At 64.2% G+C, this 25,500-nt stretch carries 25 protein-coding genes and 1 tRNA gene; 13 read left to right on the top strand and 13 right to left on the bottom strand.

Annotated elements, in window-relative coordinates; all coding sequences use genetic code 11:
* Positions 1–15 precede the first annotated feature (15 nt).
* The 9 genes from M2334_RS07025 to M2334_RS06985 all read left to right on the top strand — a co-directional run bounded on the left by M2334_RS07025 (position 16) and on the right by M2334_RS06985 (position 7,655).
* The gene (locus tag M2334_RS07025) at positions 16–435 is read left to right on the top strand and encodes a MucR family transcriptional regulator (protein ID WP_264570670.1); all 420 of its coding nucleotides are present in this window, start codon (positions 16–18) and stop codon (positions 433–435) included.
* A gap of 135 nt (positions 436–570) precedes the next feature.
* The gene (locus tag M2334_RS07020) at positions 571–1,002 is read left to right on the top strand and encodes a Fur family transcriptional regulator (protein ID WP_181559986.1); all 432 of its coding nucleotides are present in this window, start codon (positions 571–573) and stop codon (positions 1,000–1,002) included.
* Positions 1,003–1,728 carry a lysophospholipid acyltransferase family protein gene (locus M2334_RS07015; protein WP_264579146.1) on the top strand — a complete coding sequence of 242 codons (726 nt, stop codon included), beginning with the start codon at positions 1,003–1,005 and terminating at the stop codon, positions 1,726–1,728.
* A 50-nt stretch (positions 1,729–1,778) separates the two neighbouring features.
* Positions 1,779–3,128 carry a tRNA (N6-isopentenyl adenosine(37)-C2)-methylthiotransferase MiaB gene (gene miaB / locus M2334_RS07010; protein ID WP_181561445.1) on the top strand — a complete coding sequence of 450 codons (1,350 nt, stop codon included), beginning with the start codon at positions 1,779–1,781 and terminating at the stop codon, positions 3,126–3,128.
* A 114-nt stretch (positions 3,129–3,242) separates the two neighbouring features.
* On the top strand, positions 3,243–4,277 hold the full coding sequence (locus tag M2334_RS07005; RefSeq protein WP_264605095.1) for a rod shape-determining protein: 1,035 nt from the start codon (positions 3,243–3,245) through the stop codon (positions 4,275–4,277).
* A gap of 97 nt (positions 4,278–4,374) precedes the next feature.
* Positions 4,375–4,770, top strand: a complete 396-nt coding sequence (locus M2334_RS07000; RefSeq protein ID WP_264605094.1) for a nuclear transport factor 2 family protein — start codon at positions 4,375–4,377, stop codon at positions 4,768–4,770.
* 410 nt (positions 4,771–5,180) lie between these two features.
* Positions 5,181–6,176, top strand: a complete 996-nt coding sequence (locus tag M2334_RS06995; RefSeq protein WP_264575570.1) for a PhoH family protein — start codon at positions 5,181–5,183, stop codon at positions 6,174–6,176.
* The gene (gene ybeY, locus M2334_RS06990; protein ID WP_264605093.1) at positions 6,169–6,711 is read left to right on the top strand and encodes an rRNA maturation RNase YbeY; all 543 of its coding nucleotides are present in this window, start codon (positions 6,169–6,171) and stop codon (positions 6,709–6,711) included. The genes M2334_RS06995 and ybeY overlap by 8 nt, the downstream gene beginning before the upstream one ends.
* 8 nt (positions 6,712–6,719) lie before the next feature.
* Positions 6,720–7,655 (top strand): hemolysin family protein, encoded by a 936-nt coding sequence (locus M2334_RS06985; RefSeq protein WP_264570674.1) that lies wholly within the window; start codon positions 6,720–6,722, stop codon positions 7,653–7,655.
* A 46-nt stretch (positions 7,656–7,701) separates the two neighbouring features.
* On the opposite strand, the gene M2334_RS06980 is transcribed toward M2334_RS06985, so the two are convergent.
* The 5 genes from M2334_RS06980 to yajC all read right to left on the bottom strand — a co-directional run bounded on the left by M2334_RS06980 (position 7,702) and on the right by yajC (position 11,738).
* Positions 7,702–8,229 (bottom strand): exonuclease domain-containing protein, encoded by a 528-nt coding sequence (locus tag M2334_RS06980; RefSeq protein ID WP_264605092.1) that lies wholly within the window; start codon positions 8,227–8,229, stop codon positions 7,702–7,704.
* 169 nt (positions 8,230–8,398) lie between these two features.
* Positions 8,399–8,779, bottom strand: coding sequence for an Mth938-like domain-containing protein (locus M2334_RS06975; RefSeq protein ID WP_264605091.1), 381 nt, complete (start codon positions 8,777–8,779; stop codon positions 8,399–8,401).
* Positions 8,780–8,813: 34 nt separating this feature from the next.
* Entirely contained in the window at positions 8,814–9,788 is a 975-nt protein-coding gene (gene secF / locus M2334_RS06970; protein WP_264605090.1) for a protein translocase subunit SecF, read from the bottom strand.
* 12 nt (positions 9,789–9,800) lie between these two features.
* Positions 9,801–11,399, bottom strand: coding sequence for a protein translocase subunit SecD (secD, locus tag M2334_RS06965; protein ID WP_264605089.1), 1,599 nt, complete (start codon positions 11,397–11,399; stop codon positions 9,801–9,803).
* A 6-nt stretch (positions 11,400–11,405) separates the two neighbouring features.
* The gene (yajC, locus tag M2334_RS06960; protein ID WP_264594298.1) at positions 11,406–11,738 is read right to left on the bottom strand and encodes a preprotein translocase subunit YajC; all 333 of its coding nucleotides are present in this window, start codon (positions 11,736–11,738) and stop codon (positions 11,406–11,408) included.
* A gap of 302 nt (positions 11,739–12,040) precedes the next feature.
* Between yajC and M2334_RS06955 the strand changes: the two genes are divergently transcribed.
* Positions 12,041–12,117: transfer RNA gene (locus M2334_RS06955), tRNA-Pro, on the top strand.
* A gap of 116 nt (positions 12,118–12,233) precedes the next feature.
* Here the strand turns inward: M2334_RS06955 and M2334_RS06950 are convergent.
* Positions 12,234–13,133, bottom strand: a complete 900-nt coding sequence (locus tag M2334_RS06950; RefSeq protein ID WP_264594297.1) for an isopenicillin N synthase family dioxygenase — start codon at positions 13,131–13,133, stop codon at positions 12,234–12,236.
* A 149-nt stretch (positions 13,134–13,282) separates the two neighbouring features.
* Between M2334_RS06950 and pcaD the strand changes: the two genes are divergently transcribed.
* Positions 13,283–14,092, top strand: a complete 810-nt coding sequence (gene pcaD / locus M2334_RS06945) for a 3-oxoadipate enol-lactonase (RefSeq protein ID WP_264605088.1) — start codon at positions 13,283–13,285, stop codon at positions 14,090–14,092.
* A 151-nt stretch (positions 14,093–14,243) separates the two neighbouring features.
* A complete protein-coding gene (locus M2334_RS06940; RefSeq protein WP_264605087.1) occupies positions 14,244–15,254 on the top strand; it encodes an isopenicillin N synthase family dioxygenase in 1,011 nt (336 codons plus the stop codon).
* A 142-nt stretch (positions 15,255–15,396) separates the two neighbouring features.
* Here M2334_RS06940 and M2334_RS06935 read toward each other — a convergent pair whose 3' ends face one another.
* From M2334_RS06935 to M2334_RS06925, 3 genes are all read right to left on the bottom strand, one after another.
* Complete coding sequence (locus M2334_RS06935) at positions 15,397–17,811, bottom strand: TonB-dependent receptor (RefSeq protein WP_264575564.1); 2,415 nt, start codon at positions 17,809–17,811, stop codon at positions 15,397–15,399.
* A 371-nt stretch (positions 17,812–18,182) separates the two neighbouring features.
* Positions 18,183–18,482 carry a hypothetical protein gene (locus M2334_RS06930; RefSeq protein WP_181560002.1) on the bottom strand — a complete coding sequence of 100 codons (300 nt, stop codon included), beginning with the start codon at positions 18,480–18,482 and terminating at the stop codon, positions 18,183–18,185.
* Between the two features lie 34 nt (positions 18,483–18,516).
* A complete protein-coding gene (locus tag M2334_RS06925; RefSeq protein WP_181560003.1) occupies positions 18,517–19,467 on the bottom strand; it encodes a mechanosensitive ion channel family protein in 951 nt (316 codons plus the stop codon).
* Positions 19,468–19,892: 425 nt separating this feature from the next.
* Between M2334_RS06925 and M2334_RS06920 the strand changes: the two genes are divergently transcribed.
* Positions 19,893–22,700 carry a DUF3857 domain-containing protein gene (locus M2334_RS06920; RefSeq protein ID WP_264605086.1) on the top strand — a complete coding sequence of 936 codons (2,808 nt, stop codon included), beginning with the start codon at positions 19,893–19,895 and terminating at the stop codon, positions 22,698–22,700.
* 190 nt (positions 22,701–22,890) lie between these two features.
* Here M2334_RS06920 and purQ read toward each other — a convergent pair whose 3' ends face one another.
* The 4 genes from purQ to M2334_RS06900 form a co-directional block, all read right to left on the bottom strand.
* Entirely contained in the window at positions 22,891–23,565 is a 675-nt protein-coding gene (purQ, locus tag M2334_RS06915; protein WP_181560005.1) for a phosphoribosylformylglycinamidine synthase subunit PurQ, read from the bottom strand.
* A gap of 25 nt (positions 23,566–23,590) precedes the next feature.
* Positions 23,591–23,824 (bottom strand): phosphoribosylformylglycinamidine synthase subunit PurS, encoded by a 234-nt coding sequence (gene purS / locus M2334_RS06910; protein WP_264570683.1) that lies wholly within the window; start codon positions 23,822–23,824, stop codon positions 23,591–23,593.
* Between the two features lie 51 nt (positions 23,825–23,875).
* Positions 23,876–24,649, bottom strand: a complete 774-nt coding sequence (locus tag M2334_RS06905; RefSeq protein ID WP_264594292.1) for a nucleotidyltransferase domain-containing protein — start codon at positions 24,647–24,649, stop codon at positions 23,876–23,878.
* 288 nt (positions 24,650–24,937) lie between these two features.
* Positions 24,938–25,408, bottom strand: coding sequence for a DUF6456 domain-containing protein (locus M2334_RS06900; protein ID WP_264605085.1), 471 nt, complete (start codon positions 25,406–25,408; stop codon positions 24,938–24,940).
* Between the last annotated feature and the right edge of the window lie 92 nt (positions 25,409–25,500).

Here is a 25,500-nt window from a genome sequence, read left to right as displayed (position 1 = left end):
TAATGGGAACTTCATATGTCCGATACTAACGCTCAAGACGAAGTGCTGATCACGCTCACCTCGGATATCGTGGCTGCCCACGTATCCAATAACAGTGTGGCCGTGTCGGACGTGCCGACGCTCATCCAGAATGTTTACAGTGCGCTGGCCGGTCTTCAGCAGGACGTCGCGCCGCCGCAGCCCAAGCAGGAGCCGGCCGTATCTGTCCGTTCTTCGATCAAGCCCGATTACATCGTGTGCCTGGAAGACGGGAAGAAGCTGAAGATGCTCAAGCGACATCTCATGACCCATTATCAGATGACGCCGGAAGACTATCGCGCCAAGTGGGGGCTCCCCGCTGACTATCCGATGGTCGCGCCCAACTATGCCGAACAGCGCCGCACGCTGGCCAAGAAGATCGGTCTCGGCACCACGCGCAAGCGCGGCCGCAAATAATCCCGCGCCCCGCGCGCGAACGCAAAAATCGAACGATGCCGCCTTTGCACAAGGGCGGCATTTTTCTTGTCAGCCAATCGTCAAAAAGCCGAAATTGCGGGTTCCAGAACGGGCAAATTCAGCTACACAGTCCCCATGTCCCGGACGATTGACATAGAAGCGCTGTGCGCAGAGCGCGGCCTGCGCATCACCGAGCAGCGGCGCGTGATCGCCCGCGTGCTTTCCGAAAGCGAAGACCATCCCGATGTGGAAAAGCTGCACGAGCGCGCCTCCGCAATCGACAGCAACATCTCCATCGCCACGGTGTATCGCACTGTGCGCCTGTTCGAAGAGGCAGGCATATTGGAGCGTCATGATTTTGGCGATGGCCGCGCGCGCTATGAGCCGGCGCCAGAAGCCCATCACGATCACCTGATCGACGTGGAATCCGGCAAGGTCGTGGAGTTCGTGGACCCGGAGTTGGAGCAGCTCCAGCGCCAGATTGCCGAGAAGCTGGGCTATCGCCTCGTGGATCACCGCATGGAGCTCTACGGCGTCTCGCTCGATCGCGATCGCAGCAAGGACTAAGTGAGCCGCCTGCGCGCGCTCGCAAGGCTTGCGCGCCTGATCGGCGTCGTCATTGCCTGCGTCATCCCGCATCTTCTCGCCCGGCGCCGCGGCGTTTCGCCCTGGCCCCAGCGCTTTCTCGCGCGCGCCGCTCACGCGACGGGCTTTGACGTCCGCATCGAGGGCACCCCCTTGCTGCACGATGTGTTCTTCATCGCCAATCATGTGAGTTGGATCGACATATTGGCGTTGGGCGGCGCCACTGGGACCGCGTTCATCTCCAAGGATGATGTCGCGCGCGCGCCCATCGTTGGCTGGCTCGCCGCGCAGAACAATACCGTGTTCATCACGCGCGAGCGGCGCGGTGCCGTCTCCGGGCAGATCGACGCCGTGCGCACCGCACTGGCAGCGCATCAGCCCATCGCGCTGTTCCCGGAAGGGACGACTGGGGACGGCCGATCTCTGCTGCCGTTCAAGCCCGCGCTCTTTTCGGTTCTTCTCCCGCCGCCCCGCTCGATCCATATCCAGCCGGTCGTCATCGATTACGGCGCGGGAACCGATCTCGTCGCCTGGAAGGAGGGCGAGAGCGGCATCGCCAATGCGCTCCGCATCCTCGGCGCGCCAGGCCGGCGCACCCTGACGCTGCGGTTCCTCGATCCATTCGATCCCGGCGATCATCCCGATCGCAAGGCACTCGCCGCCAGCGCGCGGGCGAGGCTTGCCGCGGCCATGGGCCTGCCCGGCTGAACGGCAGGCCCCGCAGCGGCCTGCCCTTCCCCCCTCGTCCTAACGGCTGTATAGGCGCGGGCATGACCCAGACCCCACCCAAGACCTACCATGTCAAATCCTTCGGCTGCCAGATGAACGTCTATGATGGCGAGCGCATGGGCGAGTTGCTGGCGGCGCGCGGCATGACGGCGGCGGGCGACGGTGCAGAGGCGGATCTGGTGGTGCTGAACACTTGCCACATCCGCGAGCGAGCGGCCGAGAAGGTCTATTCGGACATTGGTCGGCTGCGGCGGGAGGATGGCACGCGCCCGATGATCGCCGTCGCGGGCTGCGTGGCGCAGGCGGAAGGGTCGGAAATCACCCGGCGCACCAAGGCCGTCGATATCGTCGTCGGCCCGCAGGCCTATCACCGCCTGCCCGGCCTCATCGACGATGTGGTGGCGGGTCGCGAGGCCGTCGATACGGACATGCCCGCCGATTCCAAATTCGACGTGCTGCCGGGTCGGGCACGCCGATCCGCACCGTCTGCCTTTCTCACCGTGCAAGAGGGGTGCGACAAGTTCTGCACCTATTGCGTCGTGCCCTATACGCGCGGCGCGGAAGTCAGCCGCCCTTGGAACGCCATCATGGATGAGGCGCGCGCGCTGGTCGATGCCGGCGCCTGCGAGATCACCCTGCTCGGCCAGAATGTGAATGCCTGGTCCGGCGAAGACGAAGCCGGTCGCCCGCAGGGGCTGGACGGGCTCATCCGCGCGCTGGACAGGCTGCCCGGCCTCGCCCGCATCCGCTACACCACCAGCCACCCCAACGACATGACGCAGGCACTGATCGATGCCCATGCCGAGGTGCCGGCGCTGATGCCGTTCCTCCACCTGCCGGTGCAGGCCGGCTCGGACCGCATCCTCAAGGCCATGAACCGCAGCCACAGCCGCGACTCCTATCTGCGCATCATCGAACGCGTCCGCGCGGTCCGGCCGGATATAGCCCTGTCCGGCGATTTCATCGTCGGCTTCCCCGGCGAGACCGATGCCGAGTTCGAGGAGACGCTGAGCATCGTCAACGAGGCGCGCTACGCGCAATGCTTCAGCTTCAAATACAGTCCGCGCCCGGGCACGCCTGCAGCCGATATGGAAGGCCAAATCGCGCCAGAGGTGATGGACGAACGCCTCAAGCGCCTGCAGGCCGCGCTGAACGTTCATCAATTGGCGTTCAATCAGGCCAGCGTCGGCCAGCGCACGACCATTTTGCTGGAGCGCAAGGGGCGGCACGCCGGGCAACTCATCGGCAAGACGCCTTGGCTCCAGTCGGTCCATATCGATGGCACGAGCGCGGCCATCGGCGATCTGATCGCGGTGGATATCCTCTCGGCCGGGCCCAACAGCCTCGCCGGCGCGCTCGCCAGTCCGCTTGCCGCCTGAGGTGGGCGGGCGCGGGCAACGGTCCCCTGAAAACACCGCTTCACCTCTTTGCAGAATACGCCACCGTGCCCGCGCGGCATGTGAACGGCTTCACTCAGTGACGATCTCGAGGGTATGAAGTTTTCCCGCTTTTTCAGCTTTTCCGGCCATGATCTCGCCATCGATCTGGGCACCGTCAACACCTTGGTTCACGTCGCCGGCAAGGGCGTCGTCCTGAACGAGCCGTCCGTCATCGCGATCGAGACGATCGCGGGCGTCGGCCATATCAAGGCCGTCGGCAATGAGGCCAAACTGATGCTGGGCAAGACGCCGGAAGGCGTGCGCGCCCTGCGTCCGCTGCGTGACGGCGTCATTGCCGACATCGAAATCGCCGAGCAGATGATCAAGCATTTCATCGACAAGGCGCTGGGCAGTGCCCGCATGGGCCGCAACCGCGTGGTAGTCGCGGTGCCCTCGGGCGCGACGATGGTGGAGCGCCGCGCAATCCGCGACGCCACCTCGCGCGCAGGCGCTGCCGACGTGCAGCTCATCGAGGAGCCCATGGCAGCGGCGATCGGCGCGGGCTTGCCAGTCGTGGACCCGATTGGCGCCATGGTCGTCGACATTGGCGGCGGCACCACCGAGGTGGCCGTGCTCTCGCTCAGCGGCATCGCCTATAGCGGCTCGGTGCGCGTCGGCGGCGACAAGATGGACGAAGCCATCTCCTCCTACGTCCGGCGCCATCATAATCTGATGATCGGCGAAATAACGGCCGAGCGCGTCAAGCAGCAGATCGGTAATGCCATGACGCCTGACGGCGCTGGCATAACCCTGGGTGTGCGCGGGCGCGATCTGGTCAACGGCCGCCCGGTCGAGATCGAGATCAGCGAAGCCCAGATCGCCGAGGCTCTGCGCGAATCGATCAACCAGATCGTCGGATCGGTGATGACCGCGCTGGAGGAAACCCCGCCAGAGCTGTCCGCCGACATTATCGACGAGGGCATCACCCTCACAGGCGGCGGCGCGCTGCTGCGGGGCATGGACGAGGCCATTGCGGTCGCGACCGGCTTGCCCGTGAAGATCGCCGAAAACCCGCTGATGTGCGTGGCGATGGGCGCCGGTCGGGCATTGGAAGATCCGATCTACGACGGCGTGCTCGCCCCCGCCTGAGGCTCTGCGTCCGAGCAGGTGCCGGCGCGCCTTCCAATCGCCATTTTAGCTGTCGGTGGAACCCGCTAGTCCTGGGCGACACTGCTGGGGAGAGGACATGGCGCAACCCACGGAAGCCGCCGCGCTCGCGGCCAACAAGCAACTTGTGCTGGCGATGTGGCACGACGTCATCGACGGCCGCAACATCGAGGCTGCGGGCAAATATATCGCGCCCGATTACATCCAGCATTCGCCCGGCATCGGCCAGGGACTGGCAGCACTCATCGCCTTCCTGCGCACCGAATTTCCAGACATGCAGCCGTTGGAGCCCGGCACCTATCCGCTGACCCGGTTCGAGTTCGTCCTCGCCGAGGGCGACCTCGTCCAGCTCATGTTCCAGCGGCATTTGCCGGACCCGCACGATCCCGCGCGGCTCACGCCGGTCTGGTGGTACGACACCTATCGCATTCGCGATGGCCTGATCGTGGAGCATTGGGATTCGGCGCAAGGGTAAGGGGGGGCGCCGCAAAGAAGCGAGTGCCGGCCATTCAAGATCAAAATTTCAAAACGGCGATAGCGCTGACTTTGGATTTTCCCTCGTCATTCCCGCGCACGCGGGAATCTAGGAGCAACTGTGCGATGAGGAGCCATCCTGCCGTCGACCTTGGTTTGCCGCCGATAGGCTGCCTGGATTCCCGCGTGCGCGGGAATGACAAGAAATACTCGTCCCCCTCACACCTCCCAGGGAAACCGACCCCGCCGCAAGATCACACCCGCGCCCTCACCCAAAACCGCCGCCCCTCTTTTCACCTCAAGGGCGAGACTTCCCGCTTGTCGCTCCCCCCGCCCTTCTGGCATGAAGCTTGGCAATGACAGACACTCTCATCGCGCCCCGCGCCCTGAGTCGACCGCTTGGTCGCCCGCTTGCCTAAGCGCCCCGTGCCCGCCCAGGCCGGAGAACGGGCCCGCCTCGAACTGGTCTTCGACAAGCCGTTTCTGCTCGGCGCCTTGTTCGGGGAATATGACCAGAACCTTGTAGCCATCGAGAACCGCCTCGGCGTTTACATCTCCGCACGGGGGAACAAGCTGCAAATCGAAGGGAATGCGGAAGGCGCCGCGCGCGCGCGCGATGTCCTGCAGGGGCTCTACAATCGCCTCGCCGCCGGCCAGACGGTTGACAGCGGCGCGGTCGAGGCGGTGATCGCCATGTCCGCCGAGCCGACGCTCGATGGCATCATCCGGCATGATGTGTCGGAGCCGCCCAAGGTGATGATCCGCACCCGCAAGAAGACCATCGTGCCGCGTTCGGCCAATCAGGGCGTCTATATGGACGCGCTGGCCCGCAACGAGCTGATCTTCGCCCTCGGGCCGGCCGGCACCGGCAAGACCTATCTCGCCGTCGCACAGGCAGTGAGCCAGCTCATCACCGGCTCTGTGGACCGCCTTATTCTCTCGCGCCCTGCCGTCGAGGCCGGCGAGCGCCTGGGTTTCCTGCCCGGCGACATGAAGGAGAAGGTCGACCCCTATCTCCGCCCGCTTTACGACGCGCTCTACGATACGCTGCCTGCCGAGCAGGTCGAGCGGCGCATCGCCTCGGGCGAGATCGAGGTCGCGCCGCTCGCCTTCATGCGCGGCCGCACGCTCGCCAATGCCTTCATCATCCTCGATGAAGCGCAGAACACCACCATCGCGCAGATGAAGATGTTCCTCACCCGCTTTGGCGAAGGCAGCCGCATGGTGATCTGCGGCGACCCCAAGCAGGTCGATCTGCCGCAGCCCGGCGCATCGGGCCTCGCCGATGCGGTCGAGCGGCTGGAGGGCATTGAAGGCATCGCCGTTACCCGCTTCACCACGGCCGATGTGGTGCGCCACCCCATCGTCGGACGGATCGTCGCGGCTTATGAGGGCCCGAATGCTTGAAGTGCTGACCGAGGCCAGCCCGGACTGGGCCGAGAAAACCGACTGGAACGCGCTCGCTGATCGGGCGGTGCGCGCCGCGCTCGCGCAAACCTCGCAATCGGTTATCATCGACAGCGATGCTTGCGTCGAACTCTCCATCCGGCTGGCCGACGATGCAGAAGTCCAGCAGCTCAACGCCTCCTTCCGGGGCAAGGACAAGCCGACCAACGTCCTCTCCTTTCCGATGATCCAGAGCGATCTCATCGAATCCATCGAAAATAGTGACGATGGTGAGGTGCTGCTCGGCGACATCATCCTCGCCTACCAAACCTGCGCCCGCGAGGCGCTGGAACGCGCGGTTTCGCTAGAAAATCACGCGACACATCTCATCGTTCACGGCACGCTCCACCTGCTCGGCCATGATCATGAGAATGATGCCGAGGCCGAGGCCATGGAGCGCCTCGAAATACGAGCCCTTGAAACGCTGGGCATTGATGATCCATATGGGGATCGCGAGCCCGGCATGACCGGCCCGATTGACGAAACAGGGAATTGATCCAGAAGATGTCGGAGACATCCGCACCGTCCCCCTCCAAAGAGGGCGACAGTAGTAGTAGCAGCGAAGGCGGACGAATATGGCAGGGCCTCAAAGCCCTGCTTTTCGGCGATAATGGATCGACCAGCCTCAGGCACGAGCTTGAGAGCGTCATCGAGCAATATGACGATCAGGAAGATGAGACGTCCCGCAAGGGCGATCTCACGCCGATCGAGCGGCAGATGCTCCGCAACATGCTGCATTTCAGCGAGCATACGGTGGACGATGTCGCCGTGCCGCGCGCGGACATCATCGCCATTTCGCAGGACGCCAGCTTTACGGAGCTGATGGCGCTTTTCGCTCAGGCCGGCCACAGCCGCATCCCCGTCTACAAGGACACGCTCGATCATGTCACCGGCATGATCCACATTCGCGATGCCTTCGCCATTCTGGCACGCGGAGAAGCGCACCCGGAGTCGCTGGAGACGCTGATCCGTCAGCCGCTCTATGTGCCGCAGAGCATGGGCGTGCTGGACCTGCTCGCCGAAATGCGCGCCAAGCGCACGCACCTCGCCATCGTGCTCGATGAATATTCCGGTACGGACGGTCTGCTGACCATCGAGGATCTCGTCGAGGAAATCGTCGGCGATATCGAGGACGAGCATGACGAGGAACCGGAGGCACTGCTGGTGCCGCTGGAAGATGGCATGTGGGATGCCGACGCCCGCGCCGAGCTCGAAGATATCGCCCGAACCATCGATCCGCGCCTTGCCGAGGTCGATTCCGATGTCGACACTATTGGCGGCCTGGCGTTCGTGATCGCGGGGCGCGTGCCGGAGACCGGCGAAATCATCGAGCATGAGCCGAGTGGCTGGCGCATCGAAATCGTCGAGGCCAATCCGCGCCATGTCGCGCGGGTGCGCCTGCATCCGCCCGAGGCGCTGGCCGACGATCTGGAGCAGTAGGCCGCGGCCGCCGGACGATCCCCGGCGGCCAGTTCGGCGCAGTCTTTTAAGCGGCGCGCGCCGCTGGCCTGGGCATGTCACTCTCTGCGATCAGCCCTGCCATGACCTGTGCCAGCCAGCGGGCATCATCCTCGGCGCGGTGACGCCGCGCCCGCTGACGATCAGCCGCGTCGAGCAGGCGCGTCAGGACGGTGCGGTCCGTATCGTGAAAGAGGCGAAGCTCGGCGAGACAGCGGATCGACAGATGCGTCGGTTCGCCCGCTGCAGCAAAGAGCGTGCGCGACCACGCATTATCGAAATAGCTGTCGGCAATCACCTCATGCCCAGCCACGGCCGCGCGCAATTGCCGTGCGACGCAGCGGGCATCTAGCCCATCGCGCTCAAGCTGCGCACGCGAAATGCCGTGCAGGCTTTCGGCTTCTTCGCTCCATTGCCAGTCCGACCAGTCCGCATGAGGGCGGATCAGCCAGGATCGGCTCCAGCCTTCGGTACTGGCAATGCCAACTTCGATGGGGAAAGACCGGCCATATTGCGGCAGGCAGGAGGCTTCGAAATCAATGGCAATGATGGCCATGCGACATACTCACACAAGGAGCTGCCCCATCACGCTCCATCCTCACCCGTACAGGACGCCCGTTGTCGGATTTTGTTCCTGCTTTTTCTGGCCCTGGAAACAGGTCTAGCGGACTGAGGTTAAGATTTCGCGTCATGCCCGGCCCTTCGGGCGCAGGCTGGTGGGTCGCTCACCGATGCGGGAGCAGCGCTCCGACGATCTGTCGGTCTTCCTGTCGCAGTACGCCCCAGGCGCGCGCCGCCGCGCGGCTGTCCATGGCCTCCACGCCGATCCCCATGGCTTCAACGGCGCGGACGAACGCTGCCGAGGGCCTGACCAGCCTGGGTCCAGTGCCGAGCAGGAGCAATTCCGCCGGCGGGTCGAGATCCAGAATCGGGCGCAGCATCTCGAGAGTCAGTTGGTCGATCGTCGCCGGCGCGTCCCACGGGACCACGCCAGACGGATCAATCAGGATACCACTGTCGAACACATGATCGCGCACGCGAAAGCCGCGCCCGGCAAAGCCGGTGATGACCGGGCCCGCTGGCTTCTCGTCGCGGAGCAGTTCCATGCTCTTTCCTCCCCGCCCGACGGATGCCGCGAGATCAGCGCGGCATCGTCTCGTTCTTGAGGGTCCGCTCGGCGCCGGCCACCTGACCGCCCGCCTTAGCAACGAAGCTGTCCGAGCCGACCTTGGTCCACACCAGCAGCGGCGCGGACATGTACATCGACGAATAGGTGCCGACGAAAATGCCGAACAACATGGCGGCGGTGAAGCCGAAGATCACTTCCGGCCCGAGGAGCAGCAGCACCACCAGGGTGATGATGATCGTCAGCGAGGTCATCACCGTGCGTGCGAGCGTCTCGTTGATCGAGAGGTCAAGCAGCGGAACCAGCTCCATCTTGCGATATTTGCGCAGGTTCTCGCGGATACGGTCATAGATGACGATGGTGTCGTTGAGCGAATAACCGATGATCGTCAGCAAGGCCGCGACGATATTCAGGTTGAACTCCATCTGGGTGAGCGCGAACAGCCCGAAGGTGAGCGCCACGTCATGGAACAGCGCAAACAGCGCGCCGAGACCGAACTGCCATTCGAAGCGGAACCAGATGTAGATGGAGATCGCCAGCATCGCGAAGAACATCGACCAGGCGCCAGTCTCGAACAGTTCGCCCGAGACCTTGCCGGACACGGTATCCACGCTGCCGAACACCGCATCGGGATGGGCCTTGAGGATCGCCGCCTTCAGCCGCTCGGCGGCCTGGTTCGCGGCATCCTCACCGCCTTCCGGCAGCGACGTGCGGATGGAGACGTCCCTCGCCGAGCCGAACTGCTGGATATTCGCCTCCCCCTTCACCGCCGCATCCACGGTACCGCGCAGGGCATCGAGATTGACGGGCTGCGAAAAGGTGACCCGCATCATCTGGCCGCCGACGAAATCGACGCCCAGATTGAGGCCACGCGTGGCGACCAGAGCAATCGACGCGATGATCGAGATCATGCTGATCGCCATGGCGACATGGCGCCACTTGAGGAAGCCGATGTTGGTGTTGTCCGGGACAAGCTTGAGCAAGCGCATTGGTCTTGTGCCTCAGATCGTCAGTGTCGTCGGCCGCTTGCGCAGCCAGAAGGAAGCGAACAGGCGCGTCACCGTCACGGCCGTGAAGACCGAGGTGAAGATGCCGATGGTGAGCACGACCGCAAAGCCCTTGATCGGCCCGGAGCCGAAGTAGAACATCAAAGCGGCGGCGATCACGTTCGTCGTGTTAGCGTCAAAGATCGCGCGCTGCGCTTCCTTATAGCCGGTTTCGATCGTCTGCATGATGCTGCGACCCCGTCGCTGCTCCTCGCGGATGCGCTCGTTGATCAGCACGTTGGCGTCCACCGCCGCACCGATGGTCAGCACGAAGCCGGCGATGCCCGGCAGGGTCAACGTCGCGTTGAACAGCGCCATGATGCCGACGATCATCAGCACGTTGAAGATCAGCGCCAGGTTCGCGTAGATGCCGAAGCGGCCATAAGCCATCACCATCAGCAGCAGCACCGCAGCCGTCGCCACGCCGCCGGCGATAATGCCCTTGCGGATGGAATCAGCGCCAAGATCCGGCCCGACCGTGCGTTCCTCCACCACCGTCAGCTTCACCGGCAGTTGGCCGGAGCGCAGCGCGATCGCCAGCTGGTTGGCGCTTTCCACGGTGAAGTTGCCGCTGATCTGCGCCGATCCGCCGAGGATGGGCTCGTTGATGTTGGGCGCCGAGAGCACCGTGCCATCGAGGATCATCGCGAAGGGCTTGTTCACGTTCTGCTGCGTGGTGCGCGCGAACTTGTTGGCACCCGAGCTATTGAAGCGGATGCTCACCACCGGCGCATTGGTCTTGGGATCATAGGATTGCTGGGCGTCGATCAGCTCATCGCCCGCCACCATGGTCTGCCGCTTCACCGCGATGACCGGCTGGCCGAGTGGATTGTCTGGATACGGCACAAGCACGCTGCCCACCGGCGCGATGCCGCGCGCCAAGTCGGCCGGATTGGCCGTCGTGTCGACCAGCTTGAACTCAAGCTGCGCGGTCTGGCCGAGCAGATCCTTGAGCTGAGCGGGGTCCTGAAGACCGGGCACCTGCACGACGATGCGGTTGCTGCCCTGGCGGATGATGGTCGGCTCGCGCGTGCCCATCTCGTCGATGCGCTTGCGGATAACCTCCGTCGCCACTTCCATGGCGCTCTCGACGGCGGCGTTGATGCCGGCCTCGGTCGGCGTCACGACGATGGTGCTGCCATCGCGCACCTGCACGTCGAAATCGCGCTGGCCGGTAAGCCCCGCACCGCGCGTCAGCGGACGGATGCGCTCGACAGCGGCGTCAACCTGCGTGACATCGCGCACCATGAAGCGCAGCGCATCGCCCTGCGTGGACATCTCGCCAATGGCGATGCGGCTGTCAGCCCGCCGCAGATCGACGCGGATCGCTTCCTCGATATTCTGGATGCGCTGGCGTGCCACGTCCTTCGTGTCCGCCTCGAGCAGAATGTGACTGCCGCCGGAGAGGTCGAGGCCCAGATTGACGCGCGCCTGCATGAAGCTCGGCAATTGCGAATAGGTCCGGTCGGGCAGGAAGCTGGGCACGGCATACAGGCTGCCGACGACCAGCGCCACAAGGACGAGCCAGATCTTCCAGCGGGGAAAGTCGAGCATGGCCCGTCAGTCGTTCGCGGGCTTGGCGGTCATCGGATCGACGACATCGCTCAGGGTCGCCTTGACCGCCTTCACCTTGATGCCCTGGCCGAGCTCGACGTCCACATAGGTGTCGTCCACCCGGGCCACCTTGCCGACAAGACCGCCGCCGGTGACGACCTGATCGCCCTTCTTGACCGCGCCGATCTTGGCACGATGCTTCTTCATCTGCTGCTGCTGCGGACGAATGAGCAGGAAGTAGAACACCGCAAAGATCAGGATCAGCGGAACGAAGCTCATGAAGCTGGCCATTCCCGAAGAGCCTGGTGCAGCGGCGGCGAGTGCAAAAGTTGTGAACATTGCGATCCTTGAGCAGGGCAATCAGCAGATGGATGACAGCGCGCCCCGCAGATGCGGCCTCACGCACACTGTTTCAAGGGCGCGCGGCTAGCATATCGCCCCGGTGCAGGCAACCGAGATCGCCGGGCGCCCTTCCCCCGCGCCACCGCCGCGCCGCGCGCCGGCCGAGCAAAGCGCGCCGAACAATCGCCCCGTCACCCCGCCCCGCCTGCCGGCCACCAGCAAAATGAAAAATCATGCGCAAGGAGGCGCCAACGGACCTTGCAACTTCCGCGCGATACGCCTAGGAGCGCACCTCCGGTCGGGACGTAGCGCAGCCTGGTAGCGCATCACACTGGGGGTGTGGGGGTCGGAGGTTCGAATCCTCTCGTCCCGACCAAATCAATTACAAACATGGCTGGACTGACCGCGTGACACCTCGCGCGGCAGCGTTTGGGCGAGCCTTGAACGCCGCCTTCAAGAGGGCGTTACAGGTCGTTCGCTGACCGCCAGACTTCAAAACCCCTGAGCTTCAAAGCCGTTTTTCAGGTGCTGAGCGACCGCTATGGGCGGATAGAGCGGCACTTCCCCATCAGCGAGGCAGGAAGGCAGGCACGCGATTTCCTGCTGCGGCGCACCGGTCAGGAAGAATGGCGCAGAATATCGATCCACACCTGCCGTGTTCACCACTCTGTGAACCGAAGATCTGTACCGGCCATTGGTCCAGCGCTCGAACAGATCGCCAACGTTGACGACGAGGCTCCCCGGCAAGGGGGTAGCGTCGATCCAGCCTGCGGCATCGCGATCAAACACCTGCAGGCCGCCGACATCATCCTGAACGAGCAAAGTCAGGCTTCCAAAGTCGGAATGCGCCCCTGCCCCGCAGGCGGCAGCGGAATAATGGACGAGCCGCACAGCAGCGATTGGGTCCTTACAGAAAGCCGAAAAATAATCGCGCGGCAGATCGAGCGAGACAGCGAAGCCCGCCATGAGCCGCCGGGCGATATCGTGCATGGCAGTAACATGCACGAGCATGAAAGCTTTGAAAGCAGGAAGCCCGGCCGGCCACAGATTGGCAGGCTCGTGCACGTCCTCACGCCCAAGATAATATTCTTCCTTCAGCGGTTGCTGGAGCGCGCCTTCGCTGGTGCGACCGCCCATCAGCGCATACCCGCGCCCACCCGGCGTTCCCTCGTTTGCAATGGCGCGTTTTTCGGTCTCCGACAGGGCGAACAGGGATTCGGCGTGTTTCAGCACCAAGCCCAGACGCTCCTGGCTGAGGCCGTGACCGACCAAATAGAAGAAGCCGTGCTGCAGGCTCGCTTGTTTCAGGCGCTCAACTGCGGTCCTTCTTATGCTGGTATCGTCGCTTTCCAGTGCCGACAGATCGATGATCGGAAGCGCAAAGTCACTCATCTAAGGATGCCCATCTTCATAGATACCAGCGCAGCCAAGTTAGCCTCATCTCGAAGAGGCCGGTTGTGCAATTTGGGCATGGTGACCGTACCGCTTTTGAAACAGCGGGTTGATCAGCAATATGCGAACTGGGACGGAAGGAGTCCCTTATGCCGTTTATCCGTTCGTTCGATCAGGCCCGGCTGAATGTCATGGTCGAGGGTCCGCAAGATGCACCAGCGATCCTCTTTGCGCACTCCGTCGGTTGCGATCTGACCTTATGGGACCGGCAAGCAGCAGACCTCAACGACCGATACCGCATCATTCGCTACGACACACGCGGACATGGCGCGAGCGATGCTCCCGAAGGGCCTTACAGCGTCCAGCAGCTTGCGGGTGACGCGTGCGCCATATTGGACACGCTTGGGGTCGAACGGGCGCATCTGTGTGGACTGTCACTTGGCGGAACGATGGGCCAGTTCATGGCCCTTAATATGCCGAAACGACTGGCCAGCTTGACGCTATGCGACACAGCGGCCCGGCTGGGAACGGTGGAAGGCTGGCAGCAACGGATCGACACTGCGCTTTCGGGCGGGATGGAAGCTCTGGTCGACATGTCGCTTCTGCGATTCTTCTCCGACGAGTTCCGCAGCAGCGATCCGGCGACAATCGCTGAGTTTCGCGATACATTCCTCGCCACCCCGGCGCATGGTTTCGCCGGATGCTGCGCGGTCTTGCGCGATTGCGACTTCACACGGGATCTCGCATCGATCGCCGTCCCGACCTTGGTGATGACCGGCCGGAACGATGTGCCCACGCCGCCTTCCGACAGTGAAGCCCTGGCATCCGGCATTCCCGGCGCGCAGCTTGTTCTGCTCGATGCAGGACATATCTCTGCTAGGGAGGACCCTGAAGCCTTCACCGAGGCGCTCCTCACCCATATCGAGCGCAATCAAGCCGTCGATCCAGCTGCGCGATGAGGTCGCCGGCCCAGCGAAGCCTAGCCGTGGCGCAACCTGACGCGTTGCAATTCGCGCAAGCAAACCGGACGGGAATAGCATTACCTGCTTCCGACTTGGCCTGTCACCTTATGCACCGGAATTCCAGGTGCAAAAAAATGGGTGAGCGAGAATGGACGCTATGATTCAGGATGAAGACCGCCTGATCGCACAGGCTGTAGAACTTTCCCAAGTTCCGCTGATCGACTTTTCGCCTTTCCTCAACGGCGACGCCAACGCGCGGCGTGAGGTGGCCCGACAGATCGCCGAGGCCTGCGCCACCATGGGGTTCTTCTACCTCACGGGCCACGGCGTGCCGACCGAGATGCGACAGGCCGTCTTCGACCGAGCGACGGATTTCTTCCATTTGCCGATGGAGGATAAGGAGGAAGTGCGCGTCAACGACGAACTCAACCGGGGCTGGATCTATGCGGGGGATCGGGAGAAGCTGAACGCGAATAGCCGGGTCTTTGAGCAGTATCGCATCCAGCGAGAGTTCGACCCTGACGACCCGCTGCTCAAAACCGGGAACCCCTTCTACCAGCAGAACAGATGGTCATCCAAGGTCGACAACTTCGACAAGGATTGCATGACCTATTATGACATAATGTCGCATCTCGCGAAGGAATTGATCCACGCCTTCGCCCTTGGGCTGGACCTGCCGGAAGACCGTTTCGACCGCTACTTCCAGAACTCAACCTCGCAGATCAGCCTGATGTACTACCCTTCTCTCCCCGAAGGCGCAGGCAACGAAATAAAGAATTTGAGCGCCCATGTCGACGAAGGTCCGCTCGTGATCCTCGCCCAGGGTGAGATTGGCGGGCTTCAACTCAAGACGCTGGACGGGCGCTGGATTTCCGCCCCGCCGGTGCCTGGGGCCTTCACGGTCAACATCGGTAACATGATGATGTGGTGGTCGAACGGGCGCTATCGTTCGACGCTTCACCGCGTGCGCAATACCTCGCGCGTCGAGCGCTTGTCGGTGCCGTTCTTCTGGAACGCCGATCACGACGTGGTTGTCGAGCCGCTGGAGGAACTGGTGGCGCGTGACGGTGAAGCGAAGTTTCCGCCGGTCCATGTCGGCGCCTTGCTTGGGCGGTTCTACAAATCTTCGGTCTACATACCGTTCGACGACAAGAAATAGGCGCCGCGAGTCACGTCACGCGCGGACGGTCGCGGTGTGGCTGATGCCAGAACGCAATCGCGCCCGGCAAGCCTGAGCCTGCCGGGCGCAATGTTGATCGGTTCAACCGGTCACGCGGCGACCTCAGCCGCCGCGTGAATCCTCAGAACTTGTAGCCGACCGTCAGACCATAGGTGCGCGGCGGGAGCCAGGTCACGCCGAGAAGGCGGCCTGTCGCCAGAGCGAAGGTGCTGCTCGGGCGGAACACGTCGAACAGGTTCTTGGCCCAGAGCTGCGCGCGGATGCGGCCGTCGTTGGTCTCGTAGGCCAGCGAGGCATCGACCATGGTGTAGGCCGCGCTGCTTTCGATCTCGCGCATATACTCGCTGAAGTAAGTGCGGCTCTTATAGGAGACGTCCACGCTCGGCGTGAAGGTGCCGATGGGCGCGATCACATCATATTCGCCGTGCAGGTTCCACGACCAGCGCGGGCTGTTCCGCGTGTCGTTGCCGGCGAGCTGGATGTTGCCGCCGCTCGGGGCGCCAAAGGCCGTCGGATCGGGGTTGGTCACGGCGTTATACGGCGTGCCACCGGCGATGTTGGCCGGGTTGAGCGGATCGAGCGTCAGATAATCGACGAAATGCGCATCCGTGTAGGAGAGCGCACCACTCAGCCGCAGGCCGGGCATCGGGCGCAGCATTGCGTCGAGCTCGATGCCCTTTGCGCGTGTCTTGGCCGCGTTCTGGAAGATCGTGGTGTAGCCCGTCGGTCCACCGGCGATCGTCTTGTTCAGTTGCAGGCCGTTCAGCGTGTAAGCATAGCCAGCGAGGTTCACGGTCAACATGCGGCCGAAGCTCGCCTTGATGCCCGCCTCATGGTTGAACATCTTCTCGGGGTTCACGATGGTGGTGCTGCCTGCGGCATTCTCACCCGAGCCGGCCTTGAAGCCTTCCGAATAGGTGTAATAGAGCAGGATGTCCTGATTGGCCTTCCAGACCAGCCCGGCTTCCGGCGTGAAGTCGCGGAAGGTCTTCTCCACATGCGTGCCCGCGGCGGTGTAGCGGAGCACCGGCCCCACGCCGTTGCGGGTGATGATGATGGAGGGGTTCTCCGACTCCACATGCTCACTGCTCCAGCGGCCGCCGAGCTTCACGCTGAGGCCCGAGAGCGCCTCGCTGAACATGCCAAGCCCGATCTCATACTGGCCGAAGATCGAGAAGGCCTCGGTCAGCAGGTTCGAGCGCGTGCAGACGCGCTTGGGCGCGATGATGTTGCTGCCGCCGGTCACGCCGTTGGGCGAGTAACCGCACAGGCCATAGGCCTCGTTCAGATCGATGCCGGCAGCCTGCAGCACGCCGATATTCTGCGCCATGCCGGTCCGGTTCGCGAGGCCCACATTGTCGATCGGCCGCTGGCGTTCATGGAAGAAGAACACGCCGATGGTGCCGTTCACCCATTCGGACTGCAGGCCGAGGCGCAACTCGTTGCTCCACTGCTTGCTGTCGATCCGGCGCTCCTGCACCGTGGTCGCCTGACCGTTGGTCGGCAGGCTGTCGATCACCGCCGAAAGGTCGAGGTCCTGGAACAGCGAACTCTTGAAGGAGCGGTAGTTGGCGATGTTGGTGACCGTCAGCGCATCGTTGAGCGGCACATTGAGCGTGCCGGTGAAGGCATAGGTCTCGGTCTCAGTGCCCGGGCTGGATTCCGTCGCGAGATCACGCGGGTTGGTCGCATAGCCGCCTACGCCGAGCGGCGCGAGACGGGCCACGCCGGGGAAGGATGCGCGCAGATAATGGATCGCGCCGGAAGCATCGCTCTGGCGGAAATATTCACCCGAAACCAGCAGCGTCGCCTCGCGGCCAAGATCGAACTCGAGCGAAGCGCGGCCCATGCGGCGGTTGAGATCGTCGACATCCTTGCCGGAGACCGGGTTGACGCCATAGCCGTCGCGGTTCTCGGTCTTGATCGCCAGACGGGCGCGAATGCCCTCGGTGATCGGGCCGCTGATCGCGGCTTCGGTCGTCAACGCATTATAGCTGCCATAGCCGATGCGGCCATAGCCCGAGAAGATGTCCGTCGGGCGGGCGGTGATGACGTTGATCGACCCACCCACCGCGTTGCGGCCATAGAGCGTGCCTTGCGGGCCGCGCAGCACCTCAATGCGCTCCAGATCGAAGAGCGAGGTGAGCTGGGCCTCGGCGCGGGCCACGTAAGCACCGTCGACGTGGAAGGCCACGCCGGTGGAACTGCCCGTGGTCGAGGTGTTGGCACCCACGCCACGAATGAAGATCTTCGCCTGATTGAAATCGCTGCCGAAGTTCACCGACGGCACGATCGTCTGCAGGTCAGAGATGCTGTTGACGCCAGCGCTGGCGATCCGGTCGGCGCCCAAGGCACTGACGGCGGCGCCCACATCTTGCAGCGATTGCTCGCGCTTCTGGGCGGTGACGATGATCTCCATGCCGTCATCGGCGGCGGTCGCTGTCTGGGCGGCCTGCGGGGTTTGGGCGAGGGCGCTCGTCGAGGCGAGGAGCAGCGCGGGGATGGACGCTTGGATGGACAGGGAAATCCGTTTCATTCTCTCTCTTCCGTTTCTGTTATGCTGGCCCTGCGGGATGGGCATGCATGTTCAATGCGCCCGCACTCACTGAATGCAAGACCCGACTGCCCCAAAGGGCAGCGATATCGTTCATTCGAGACACAGGTGTAGCCTTTGCGCCACGGCTCGCTTTGACCCACGTCAAACCGCCCCGCGCCTTGTCGACACGCGTTGCAAATGCGCATCTGTGCTCGCGAAGGAGGGGCGCCATGCTGGCATGAAGAGCAGCGATGCGCAGTCCGGACGCTACGGAAACGGGAAGCGCCCGAGCCGGCGGTGGCCGGCTCGGGCGCTCGATGATCGGGCGGATCGTCCGCGACGATCCTCAAGAGAGGGAAACGGTGTCGGCGCTATTCCGGTATGGAGCCGTCCTCGTCGTCCATATTCTCCTCGCCTTCATAGGCGCCCATGTCGATGAGGCCGCTGCGATCCATCTGGTTCATCGTGTCCACCAGGTCCGGCGCATCGATGGGCATCACTTGAGCGGGATTCGGCTTGCCGCCATGCTCGGTTTCGGGCTCGCCGCGATAGGGATTGGCCTGCGCATCGGCGGCGACATCCTGCGCCTGCGTGCCGCTTTCATCCTGCTCGGCATTGTCCTTGTCGGGATCGTTGAAGTCCAGCGGCGGGGTTTTCTGACTCTGCGTCATGGATAGGCCTCCTATAATGCCGGGGACCAAGCCCTCAGCCTTCGGAGGAAGAACGCGCCCCTGCCCCATCGGTTGCCGCGCCCTGCCCCGGCCGCAAGGCGTCCAGTCCAGCCTCGCCCTCCTGGCCGAACAGGCCGCGCACCCGGATTTCCTGCTGCGGCAGCGGGATTTCGATGGCATTCTGGCGCAGGGCATCGTCGATCGCCCAGCAATAGGTCGCCAGCGTGCGCCCCGGTCGTTTGACGGCGGACAGGGTGGGCCAGACGACCAGTTCGAACTTGAGCGCGTTCTCGCCATAGCCGACGAGCCAGACCTGCGTGCGCTTGCGCCCGGCATCCGGCAAGGTCAGCGGCACGGCCTTGGCCGCCTCGATCACGGCGTCGCGCACCTTCTCCTTGTCGGCATTAAGAGCCGTGCGGAAGGGAATGTGGACGCGGCGGGTCATGCGGTTGCGCGTCCAGTTGGTCACCTTGCCGTCGATGAGGTTGGCATTGGGCACGAGCATGTCGACATCGTCATTGGTCAGCACCGCCGTGGCGCGCGGGCCAATGGAGCGGACCTCGCCCATGGTGCCGTCTTCCAGTTCGACGAAATCGCCCACTTCGATGCTCCGGTCGAACAGTAGCACCAGACCGCCCACGAAGTTGCGCACGATATCGCGCAGCCCCAGGCCGATGCCGACACCCAGCGCACCGGCGAACAGGGAGAGCGCGGACAGGTCGACTCCCAGCGCCGACACCGCCGCTGCAAGCCCGAAGGCGACGATGACATAGCGTGCGATCTGCCCGCCGATATGAATGGCGTGGGAGCGTTCCTCCCCCATGGTCTGCTGCGCGCGGCGCACGAACTTCTTGAGCAGCCACACCGCCAGCAGCGCCGTCGAGAAGACGACGATGGCCGAGATGATCGCGCCGATGGTGAGCCCGGACGCCCCGATATAGGCGATGGGTTGGGTCAGCAGTGCATCGGCGCCGTTCAAAGCCACATGGCCTCCTGTGGAGTGACCGCACCGTGAGGGCCGGCTATCGGGATGTCAAATCGGTGGCTTGGTCGAAAAGTTCCGGGCCTCCTCAAGTGCCTCACTTGTCCCGTTGCAAGACAAGCTGTCGCAAAACGGCTTCGCGCGGAGCCATGTCGTGCTATTCCGCAGGACATGGAAACCCGGCGTGATGCCATTTACTATCAGCAACTCGCCCGGGTGGCGCGCTTGAAGGCCGACAACTGTGGCGATGCAGACGTCGCCCGCCGCCTGCGCGAGGCCGCTATATTGCATGAGCGCACTGCCCGCCGCCTCCAGCGGGAAGGATCGCCGAGCCAGCCCGAAGAATAATGCGCAGCATCGATAGGGTCGATTGAGCCATTCGTCGCGATCAGCTAACGCCTCATGGCCTGCGCGATGAGGAGAGACGATTGAAACGGCGTATTTTTGCTTCAGCCCTGCTCTGTGGCCTCGCCCTCTCTGCGGTGGCGCGCGCGGGAGAGACGCCGTTATATCAGCGCTCACCGGACTGGGTCATCGCCGCACAGCTTCCCGCGCCGTCCGCGCTTGCCGCGAGCGGCCCCGCCATCCTCATCTTCGACCGCCAGCAGCGCATCGCAGACGGCAGCCTGTGGACCTACTCGGACACCGCGCAGCGCATCACCTCGGCCGAACAGCTCAACCAGCTCGCCAACCTCACCCTGCCCTGGCTGCCGGACAAGGGCGATCTCATCATCCACGAGCTAGCGATCGTGCGCGATGGTCAGAGCATCGATCTGCTGGCCGGTGGCCGCACCTTCACAGTCATCCGGCGCGAGCAGGCGCTGGAGCGGCGCGAACTCACTGGGCTGCTGACCGCGACCATGGCCGTCGAAGGCCTGCGCGTGGGCGACATCCTGCGCCTGCGCGCCTCCACCACCGGCAAGGACGCCGCGCTTGCCGGCCATGTCCAGGCGCTGACGCCGTTGATCACCGCGCCGGTCACGCTCGGTCAGGGTCGCCTCCGGACCCTGTGGGACAATGACAGCCCGGTCAAATGGAAGGTCGGCATCACCGGCATCGAGGCCAAGCCAGTCCGCGGCCCACGCTTCACTGAGCTTAGCTTTGCCCTGCCCGGCCCGCGCCAGACGGAGATTCCCTCCGATGCGCCCATCCGCTTTCAGCCGCTGCCACTGCTCGAGGTCTCTACGTTCAAGGATTGGGCCGACGTCTCCAGGACGATGTCCCCGCTGTTCGCGACGCAGGGCCTGCTCAAGCCCGGCAGCGCCCTGCTGCAGGAGGTCCAGGCGATCATGGCTGCCGAGCGTACGCCGCTCGGCCGTGCCCAGCGCGCCCTGCGGCTCGTTCAGGACCAGATCCGCTATCTGGCGGTCTCCATGGATGGCGGCAATTATGTGCCGCAAACGCCGGAGCAGAGCTGGGCTTTGCGCTATGGAGACTGCAAGGCCAAGACACTGATGCTCCTCGCGATGCTGCGCGGAATGGGCATTACGGCAGAGCCCGTGCTGGCCCATGCCCAGCTCGGCGACGCCGTCGTGAAGCGCCTCGCCAGCCCGGCCGCCTTCAACCACATTCTCGTGCGCGCGCAGATCGATGGCGAATCCCTTTGGCTGGACGGCACCGGCATTGGCTCGCGGATCAAGGATATCCACGATACGCCGCCCTTCCGCTATGTGCTGCCGCTACGCCCGGACGGCGCCGATCTCCTGCTGATCGAGCCGCGCAATGCCGGCCGCCCCGCCTTCGACCTGACGATGACCATGGATGAGACCGCCAGCATCGATCTGCCAAGCGTGTTCGATCTCACGCTGGTGTTGCGCGGCCTCGCCGCCATGCAGCTCAACGTCGTGCGCACGCAGCTGGACAGCGAGAAGCAGCAGGAGGTGCTTGGCGAGTTCCTCTCCAGCGTGGTCGGCGAATCCCAGTTTGCGGACATCAGCCTCACCGGAGACGATCAGGCGGGGATCGTGACGATCAAGGCACGCGGCGTCACCGATTCAGAGTGGGCGTGGACGGACAAGACCATGCGCCGCGCGGTCGACAAAAGCATCTCGTCGATCAGCTTCGCGCCGGATCGCGCACGTGCGGCCTGGTCCGCCATCCCGGTCGCGACGCCGGCGCCCGAGGGACGCCATGTTCGCACGACCATCCGCCTGCCCCAGCAGGGCGCGGGCTTCCGCGTTGAGGGCGAGCCTGCGCTGGCCGCCCGCATCGCCGGCTATGATTTCAAGCGCGCGCTCAGTCTTGAGAAAGGCGTGCTCACCATCGATGAAAATGTCGATTCCACCGGCATCGAGATCCCGGCCAGCGAGATCGGCCCCGAGAAGGACCGCCTTGCCACCGCGCAATCGCAGGCGCCGCGCCTGATCGCCCCGGCCAATGCCCTGCGCTCGTGGGACATCACCGGCAAGGATCCCGCCGGCGCGACGCAGATCGCCGCCGCGCAGGCCGTCTACGCCAAGGCCATTGCCGCCAATGCCGACAAGGCCGCGCCCTATCGCGACCGGGCGACATTTCTCCGCGCCATCAATGATCGCGAGGGCGCTCTGGCCGATCTCGGCAAGGCCATCACGATCGAGCCGGACATCGACCTCTATCTGATGCGCAGCCAGATCCACAAGGAAATGGGCGACCTCAAGGCATCGCTGGCGGATGCCGAAGCCGGCCGTGCGCTCGACCCCGCGTCCGTGGGCGCGGTGTTCAGGGTCGCCAACCTGCGCGCCGAAAGCGGCGATCTGGATGGGGCCGTCGCACTGCTGGATCAACGCATTGCGCTGGGCGGCGAATCTCGCCGGACCTTCCAGGAAGGCAAGGCTGACATCATCGGCACTTATGGCGACCCGGCCACGGCGCTCGCGCTGGTCGACACGCTGCTGGAAGACCGGCCGGGCACGCCGTCGCTGCTCAATATGCGCTGCTGGATCAAGGGGACGCGGCAGGTCGAGATCGAAACCGCCGCGAAGGATTGCACATCGGCGCTGGAGCTGAGCAACAGTCCCTATGGCATTCTGGATAGCCGTGCGGTCGTCTCCTACCGTCTCGGCCGGTATGAGGATGCGCTCCGCGATCTGAATGCCGTGCTGAATGCCGTCCCCAATCTCGCCGAAAGCCGCTTCATGCGCGGCGTCGTCCTCGCCCGCATGGACCGCGGCGCGGAGGGCCAGACCGATCTCGCCATCGCCCGCCGCATCAAGCCCCGCATCGACGCGGACTATGCGCGCTTTGGCATTGCCCCGTAAGGCAAGGAAGCGAGCATCGAGCACCAGCCTATCCCACCTTCGACACCCCGGACTTGATCCGGGGTCCAGCTTTCTTGGTGGGCTGCTTGAACCTTCGGCTGCATTGAAGCAGCGGGACCCCGGATCAAGTCCGGGGTGACGAGGGAGGAGGTCGCGACCGACGGATGTCCCAACTGGCGCCCGCAAACCCTCAAGCGCGTGCGAGCAGGCCCTCTGTCAGTCCCTCGAACATCCGGCGCCCATCGGTGCTGCCATGGGTCTTCTCGATCGCGCGTTCGGGGTGCGGCATCATGCCGAGCACATTGCCGCCCTCATTGAGGATCCCCGCGATGTTCCGCGCCGATCCATTGACGGCCTCGGCATAGCGGAACGCAACGCGGCCCTCTCCTTCCAGTCGATCCAGCGTCTGCGCATCGGCAAAATAATTGCCGTCATGATGCGCGACGGGGATGTTGATCGTCTGGCCGGCCTCATAGCCGCTGGTGAATGCGCTCTGGCTGTTCTCCACGGTCAGCGCCACGCTGCGGCAAACGAAGTGGATGCCGGCATTGCGCATCAGTGCGCCCGGGAGAAGCCCCGCTTCGGTCAGCACCTGAAAACCGTTGCAGATGCCGAGCACATAGGTACCACGCGATGCCGCCTGAGCGACGGCCTGCATGATCGGCGAGCGCGCCGCCATGGCGCCGGAGCGCAGATAGTCGCCATAAGAAAAGCCGCCGGGCACGCCGATGAGGTCCAGACCCTCCGGCAATTCCGTCTCGCGATGCCAGACCATCTCAGGCTTGGCGCCGCTCACGGCCTCGAAAGCCACGGCCAGATCGCGGTCGCAATTGGAGCCCGGGAAGACGATGACAGCGCTTTTCATCGGAAACGTCCTTCCTGTCGCCGGCTCAGCCGATCGCCTCGATGCGGTAATTCTCGATCACCGTATTGGCGAGCAGCTTGCGGCACATGGCGTCGATCTCGTCCTCGCTGGTGCCGTCGGCCAGATCGAGCTCGATGAGCTTGCCGGCGCGGACATCATTGACGCCGCCAAAGCCCAGCCCTTCCAGCGCGTGCTGGATCGCCTTGCCCTGCGGATCGAGCACGCCGGATTTCAAGGTGACGAACACGCGGGCTTTCATCGGGACTGTCCTTGTCATGTTGATCGGTGATGGTGATCGGATGCGCCGGCCCTAGACCCGGTCTTTCGTCGCCGCAAGGGGTGAGCGCGCGTCGATGCGTTGCGCAGCCAGGGCATCGCGCCGAAAACGGTCGAAGCAGCGCCCGCCGACGCGGGCCAGCTCCGCCTCGCCCAGCTGCAGCACAGCGTCAGCTCGCCCGGCGCCGAACAGATCAGCAAAGGCGGTCTCGTAGCGGCTCGAGAGGCCGGGTTGCGCAGCCTCCAGCTGGCGGGGCAGCCATTTGCCGGCGCCATTCCAGCAGTCGCGGGTGCGCAGGCTCAGTTCCGCCAGCAGCGGGTGGAGTCGCGCGCCGATGGCCAGCTTCTCGGAGCGGCTGCGCTCGCCGCGCAGATCGTCCAGGGCGTCCGTGATCTGGTAACGGAGGTCTTCGAGCGCCTCGGCACTCAGCGGCCTCGGCCCCGCCGCGAGCCGCGCCGCGACCTTCGCCTGCAGAACCTTGCCGAGCGCGATCCGCCGCCCGATCACTTCGCCCTCGGCCACCATCGAGAGCAAAGAGGGGCGCCCCTTCGCAATATCCTGCTCCATGAACCAGGCGAGCGTGGAGGGATCGTGCACGAACATTTCAACCGGCACGCCGTCGACCGTCTCCGATTCCCGGTGCGCCAGGGGCAGCGCGCGATAGACCACCACCAGATCGATATCCGACCAGGCGCGCCCTTCACCGCGCATGATGGAACCGGCCACAAAGGCGTAATCGGCTCCGGGAAAGCGTTCGAGGAAAATGGACTTGGCAATGGCCAGCGCGCGCGCGGGATCGGTGATCATGATGGCCGCGCCTTATCAGCCCGGCGCGCGGAAGAAAATGCGCCTGAGCCAGAGCGGATCGGGTTTGAGGTGGTGGCGGGCTGGGGCGGATCGGAACGACCCGGGCGCGGACAAGGTGGGCACCCCACCGAAGGAACGCGTCCCTCTCCCTTCCTCCGTCATTCCCGCGAACGCGGAAATCCAGGTCAGCGCCGGCGCGTTAAGGCAACGTCGAAGCTGGATTCCCGCGTTCGCGGGAATGACGAGGGTGAGGGGCGCTATGCAAGCAACCGTGAAGCGGTGGCTGGCTTATCGAATCCGGTAAAAATCCCCTACCCGATCCAGCGCGAAGCCCAGCACCAGCTTGCCGGCCCGCGCCGGCCAGCCGAGCGCGCGTTCGGCCGCGACGAGGCTTTCGCACGCGCATACGACCCGCCACAGGATATCCACCAAACCGGGGCCGGCCGCCGCCAGCGCGCCATTCAGCCGGTCGCGCGCGCTCATTCTTGCGAGCGTCGGCGCTTGCCCCGGCGCCCCGCCCCGCCCGGCGCGAACAGGTACGGCCGCCAGATCCCAGTTCATCGTCACGCGCGCGCCCATGCCAGCCTGCTCCCAATCGCGGCGCAGCGCCTCAGCGGCATCGAACTGGCGCTGGCTCAGCATCCCACGCGCATGGAGCCAGCTCGTCGGCGATTCTGCGATGTTGACCATCACGCGCTCGCGCCGCCCATCGGGCCCTTCGATCACTCGTTCCACTGTCTTACCGCGCCGTTCGGTCATGCCCTGCGTCTCCCGTTTCGAGTCGCAAAAACCATTGCCATGTGGCGACAAATGTAGGACATAGCGAACCGATGAGGTTAACAAATCAGGTG

It is taken from the genome of Sphingobium sp. B11D3D (genome assembly GCF_025961755.1).
GTDB lineage: Bacteria > Pseudomonadota > Alphaproteobacteria > Sphingomonadales > Sphingomonadaceae > Sphingobium.
Note: the sequence above shows the minus strand (reverse complement) of the source record. Positions and strands in the feature narration are given on the sequence as shown.

What these genes read in the sequence shown, in the direction of transcription:
- M2334_RS07025 (WP_264570670.1), top strand. Translation starts at nt 16, where the DNA reads ATGTCCGATACTAACGCTCAAGACGAAGTGCTGATCACGCTCACCTCG.
- M2334_RS07020 (WP_181559986.1), top strand. Translation starts at nt 571, where the DNA reads ATGTCCCGGACGATTGACATAGAAGCGCTGTGCGCAGAGCGCGGCCTG.
- M2334_RS07005 (WP_264605095.1), top strand. Translation starts at nt 3,243, where the DNA reads ATGAAGTTTTCCCGCTTTTTCAGCTTTTCCGGCCATGATCTCGCCATC.
- M2334_RS07000 (WP_264605094.1), top strand. Translation starts at nt 4,375, where the DNA reads ATGGCGCAACCCACGGAAGCCGCCGCGCTCGCGGCCAACAAGCAACTT.
- ybeY (WP_264605093.1), top strand. Translation starts at nt 6,169, where the DNA reads ATGCTTGAAGTGCTGACCGAGGCCAGCCCGGACTGGGCCGAGAAAACC.
- M2334_RS06985 (WP_264570674.1), top strand. Translation starts at nt 6,720, where the DNA reads ATGTCGGAGACATCCGCACCGTCCCCCTCCAAAGAGGGCGACAGTAGT.
- M2334_RS06980 (WP_264605092.1), bottom strand. Translation starts at nt 8,229, where the DNA reads ATGGCCATCATTGCCATTGATTTCGAAGCCTCCTGCCTGCCGCAATAT.
- M2334_RS06975 (WP_264605091.1), bottom strand. Translation starts at nt 8,779, where the DNA reads ATGGAACTGCTCCGCGACGAGAAGCCAGCGGGCCCGGTCATCACCGGC.
- secF (WP_264605090.1), bottom strand. Translation starts at nt 9,788, where the DNA reads ATGCGCTTGCTCAAGCTTGTCCCGGACAACACCAACATCGGCTTCCTC.
- secD (WP_264605089.1), bottom strand. Translation starts at nt 11,399, where the DNA reads ATGCTCGACTTTCCCCGCTGGAAGATCTGGCTCGTCCTTGTGGCGCTG.
- yajC (WP_264594298.1), bottom strand. Translation starts at nt 11,738, where the DNA reads ATGTTCACAACTTTTGCACTCGCCGCCGCTGCACCAGGCTCTTCGGGA.
- M2334_RS06950 (WP_264594297.1), bottom strand. Translation starts at nt 13,133, where the DNA reads ATGAGTGACTTTGCGCTTCCGATCATCGATCTGTCGGCACTGGAAAGC.
- pcaD (WP_264605088.1), top strand. Translation starts at nt 13,283, where the DNA reads ATGCCGTTTATCCGTTCGTTCGATCAGGCCCGGCTGAATGTCATGGTC.
- M2334_RS06940 (WP_264605087.1), top strand. Translation starts at nt 14,244, where the DNA reads ATGGACGCTATGATTCAGGATGAAGACCGCCTGATCGCACAGGCTGTA.
- M2334_RS06935 (WP_264575564.1), bottom strand. Translation starts at nt 17,811, where the DNA reads ATGAAACGGATTTCCCTGTCCATCCAAGCGTCCATCCCCGCGCTGCTC.
- M2334_RS06930 (WP_181560002.1), bottom strand. Translation starts at nt 18,482, where the DNA reads ATGACGCAGAGTCAGAAAACCCCGCCGCTGGACTTCAACGATCCCGAC.
- purQ (WP_181560005.1), bottom strand. Translation starts at nt 23,565, where the DNA reads ATGAAAAGCGCTGTCATCGTCTTCCCGGGCTCCAATTGCGACCGCGAT.
- purS (WP_264570683.1), bottom strand. Translation starts at nt 23,824, where the DNA reads ATGAAAGCCCGCGTGTTCGTCACCTTGAAATCCGGCGTGCTCGATCCG.
- M2334_RS06905 (WP_264594292.1), bottom strand. Translation starts at nt 24,649, where the DNA reads ATGATCACCGATCCCGCGCGCGCGCTGGCCATTGCCAAGTCCATTTTC.
- M2334_RS06900 (WP_264605085.1), bottom strand. Translation starts at nt 25,408, where the DNA reads ATGACCGAACGGCGCGGTAAGACAGTGGAACGAGTGATCGAAGGGCCC.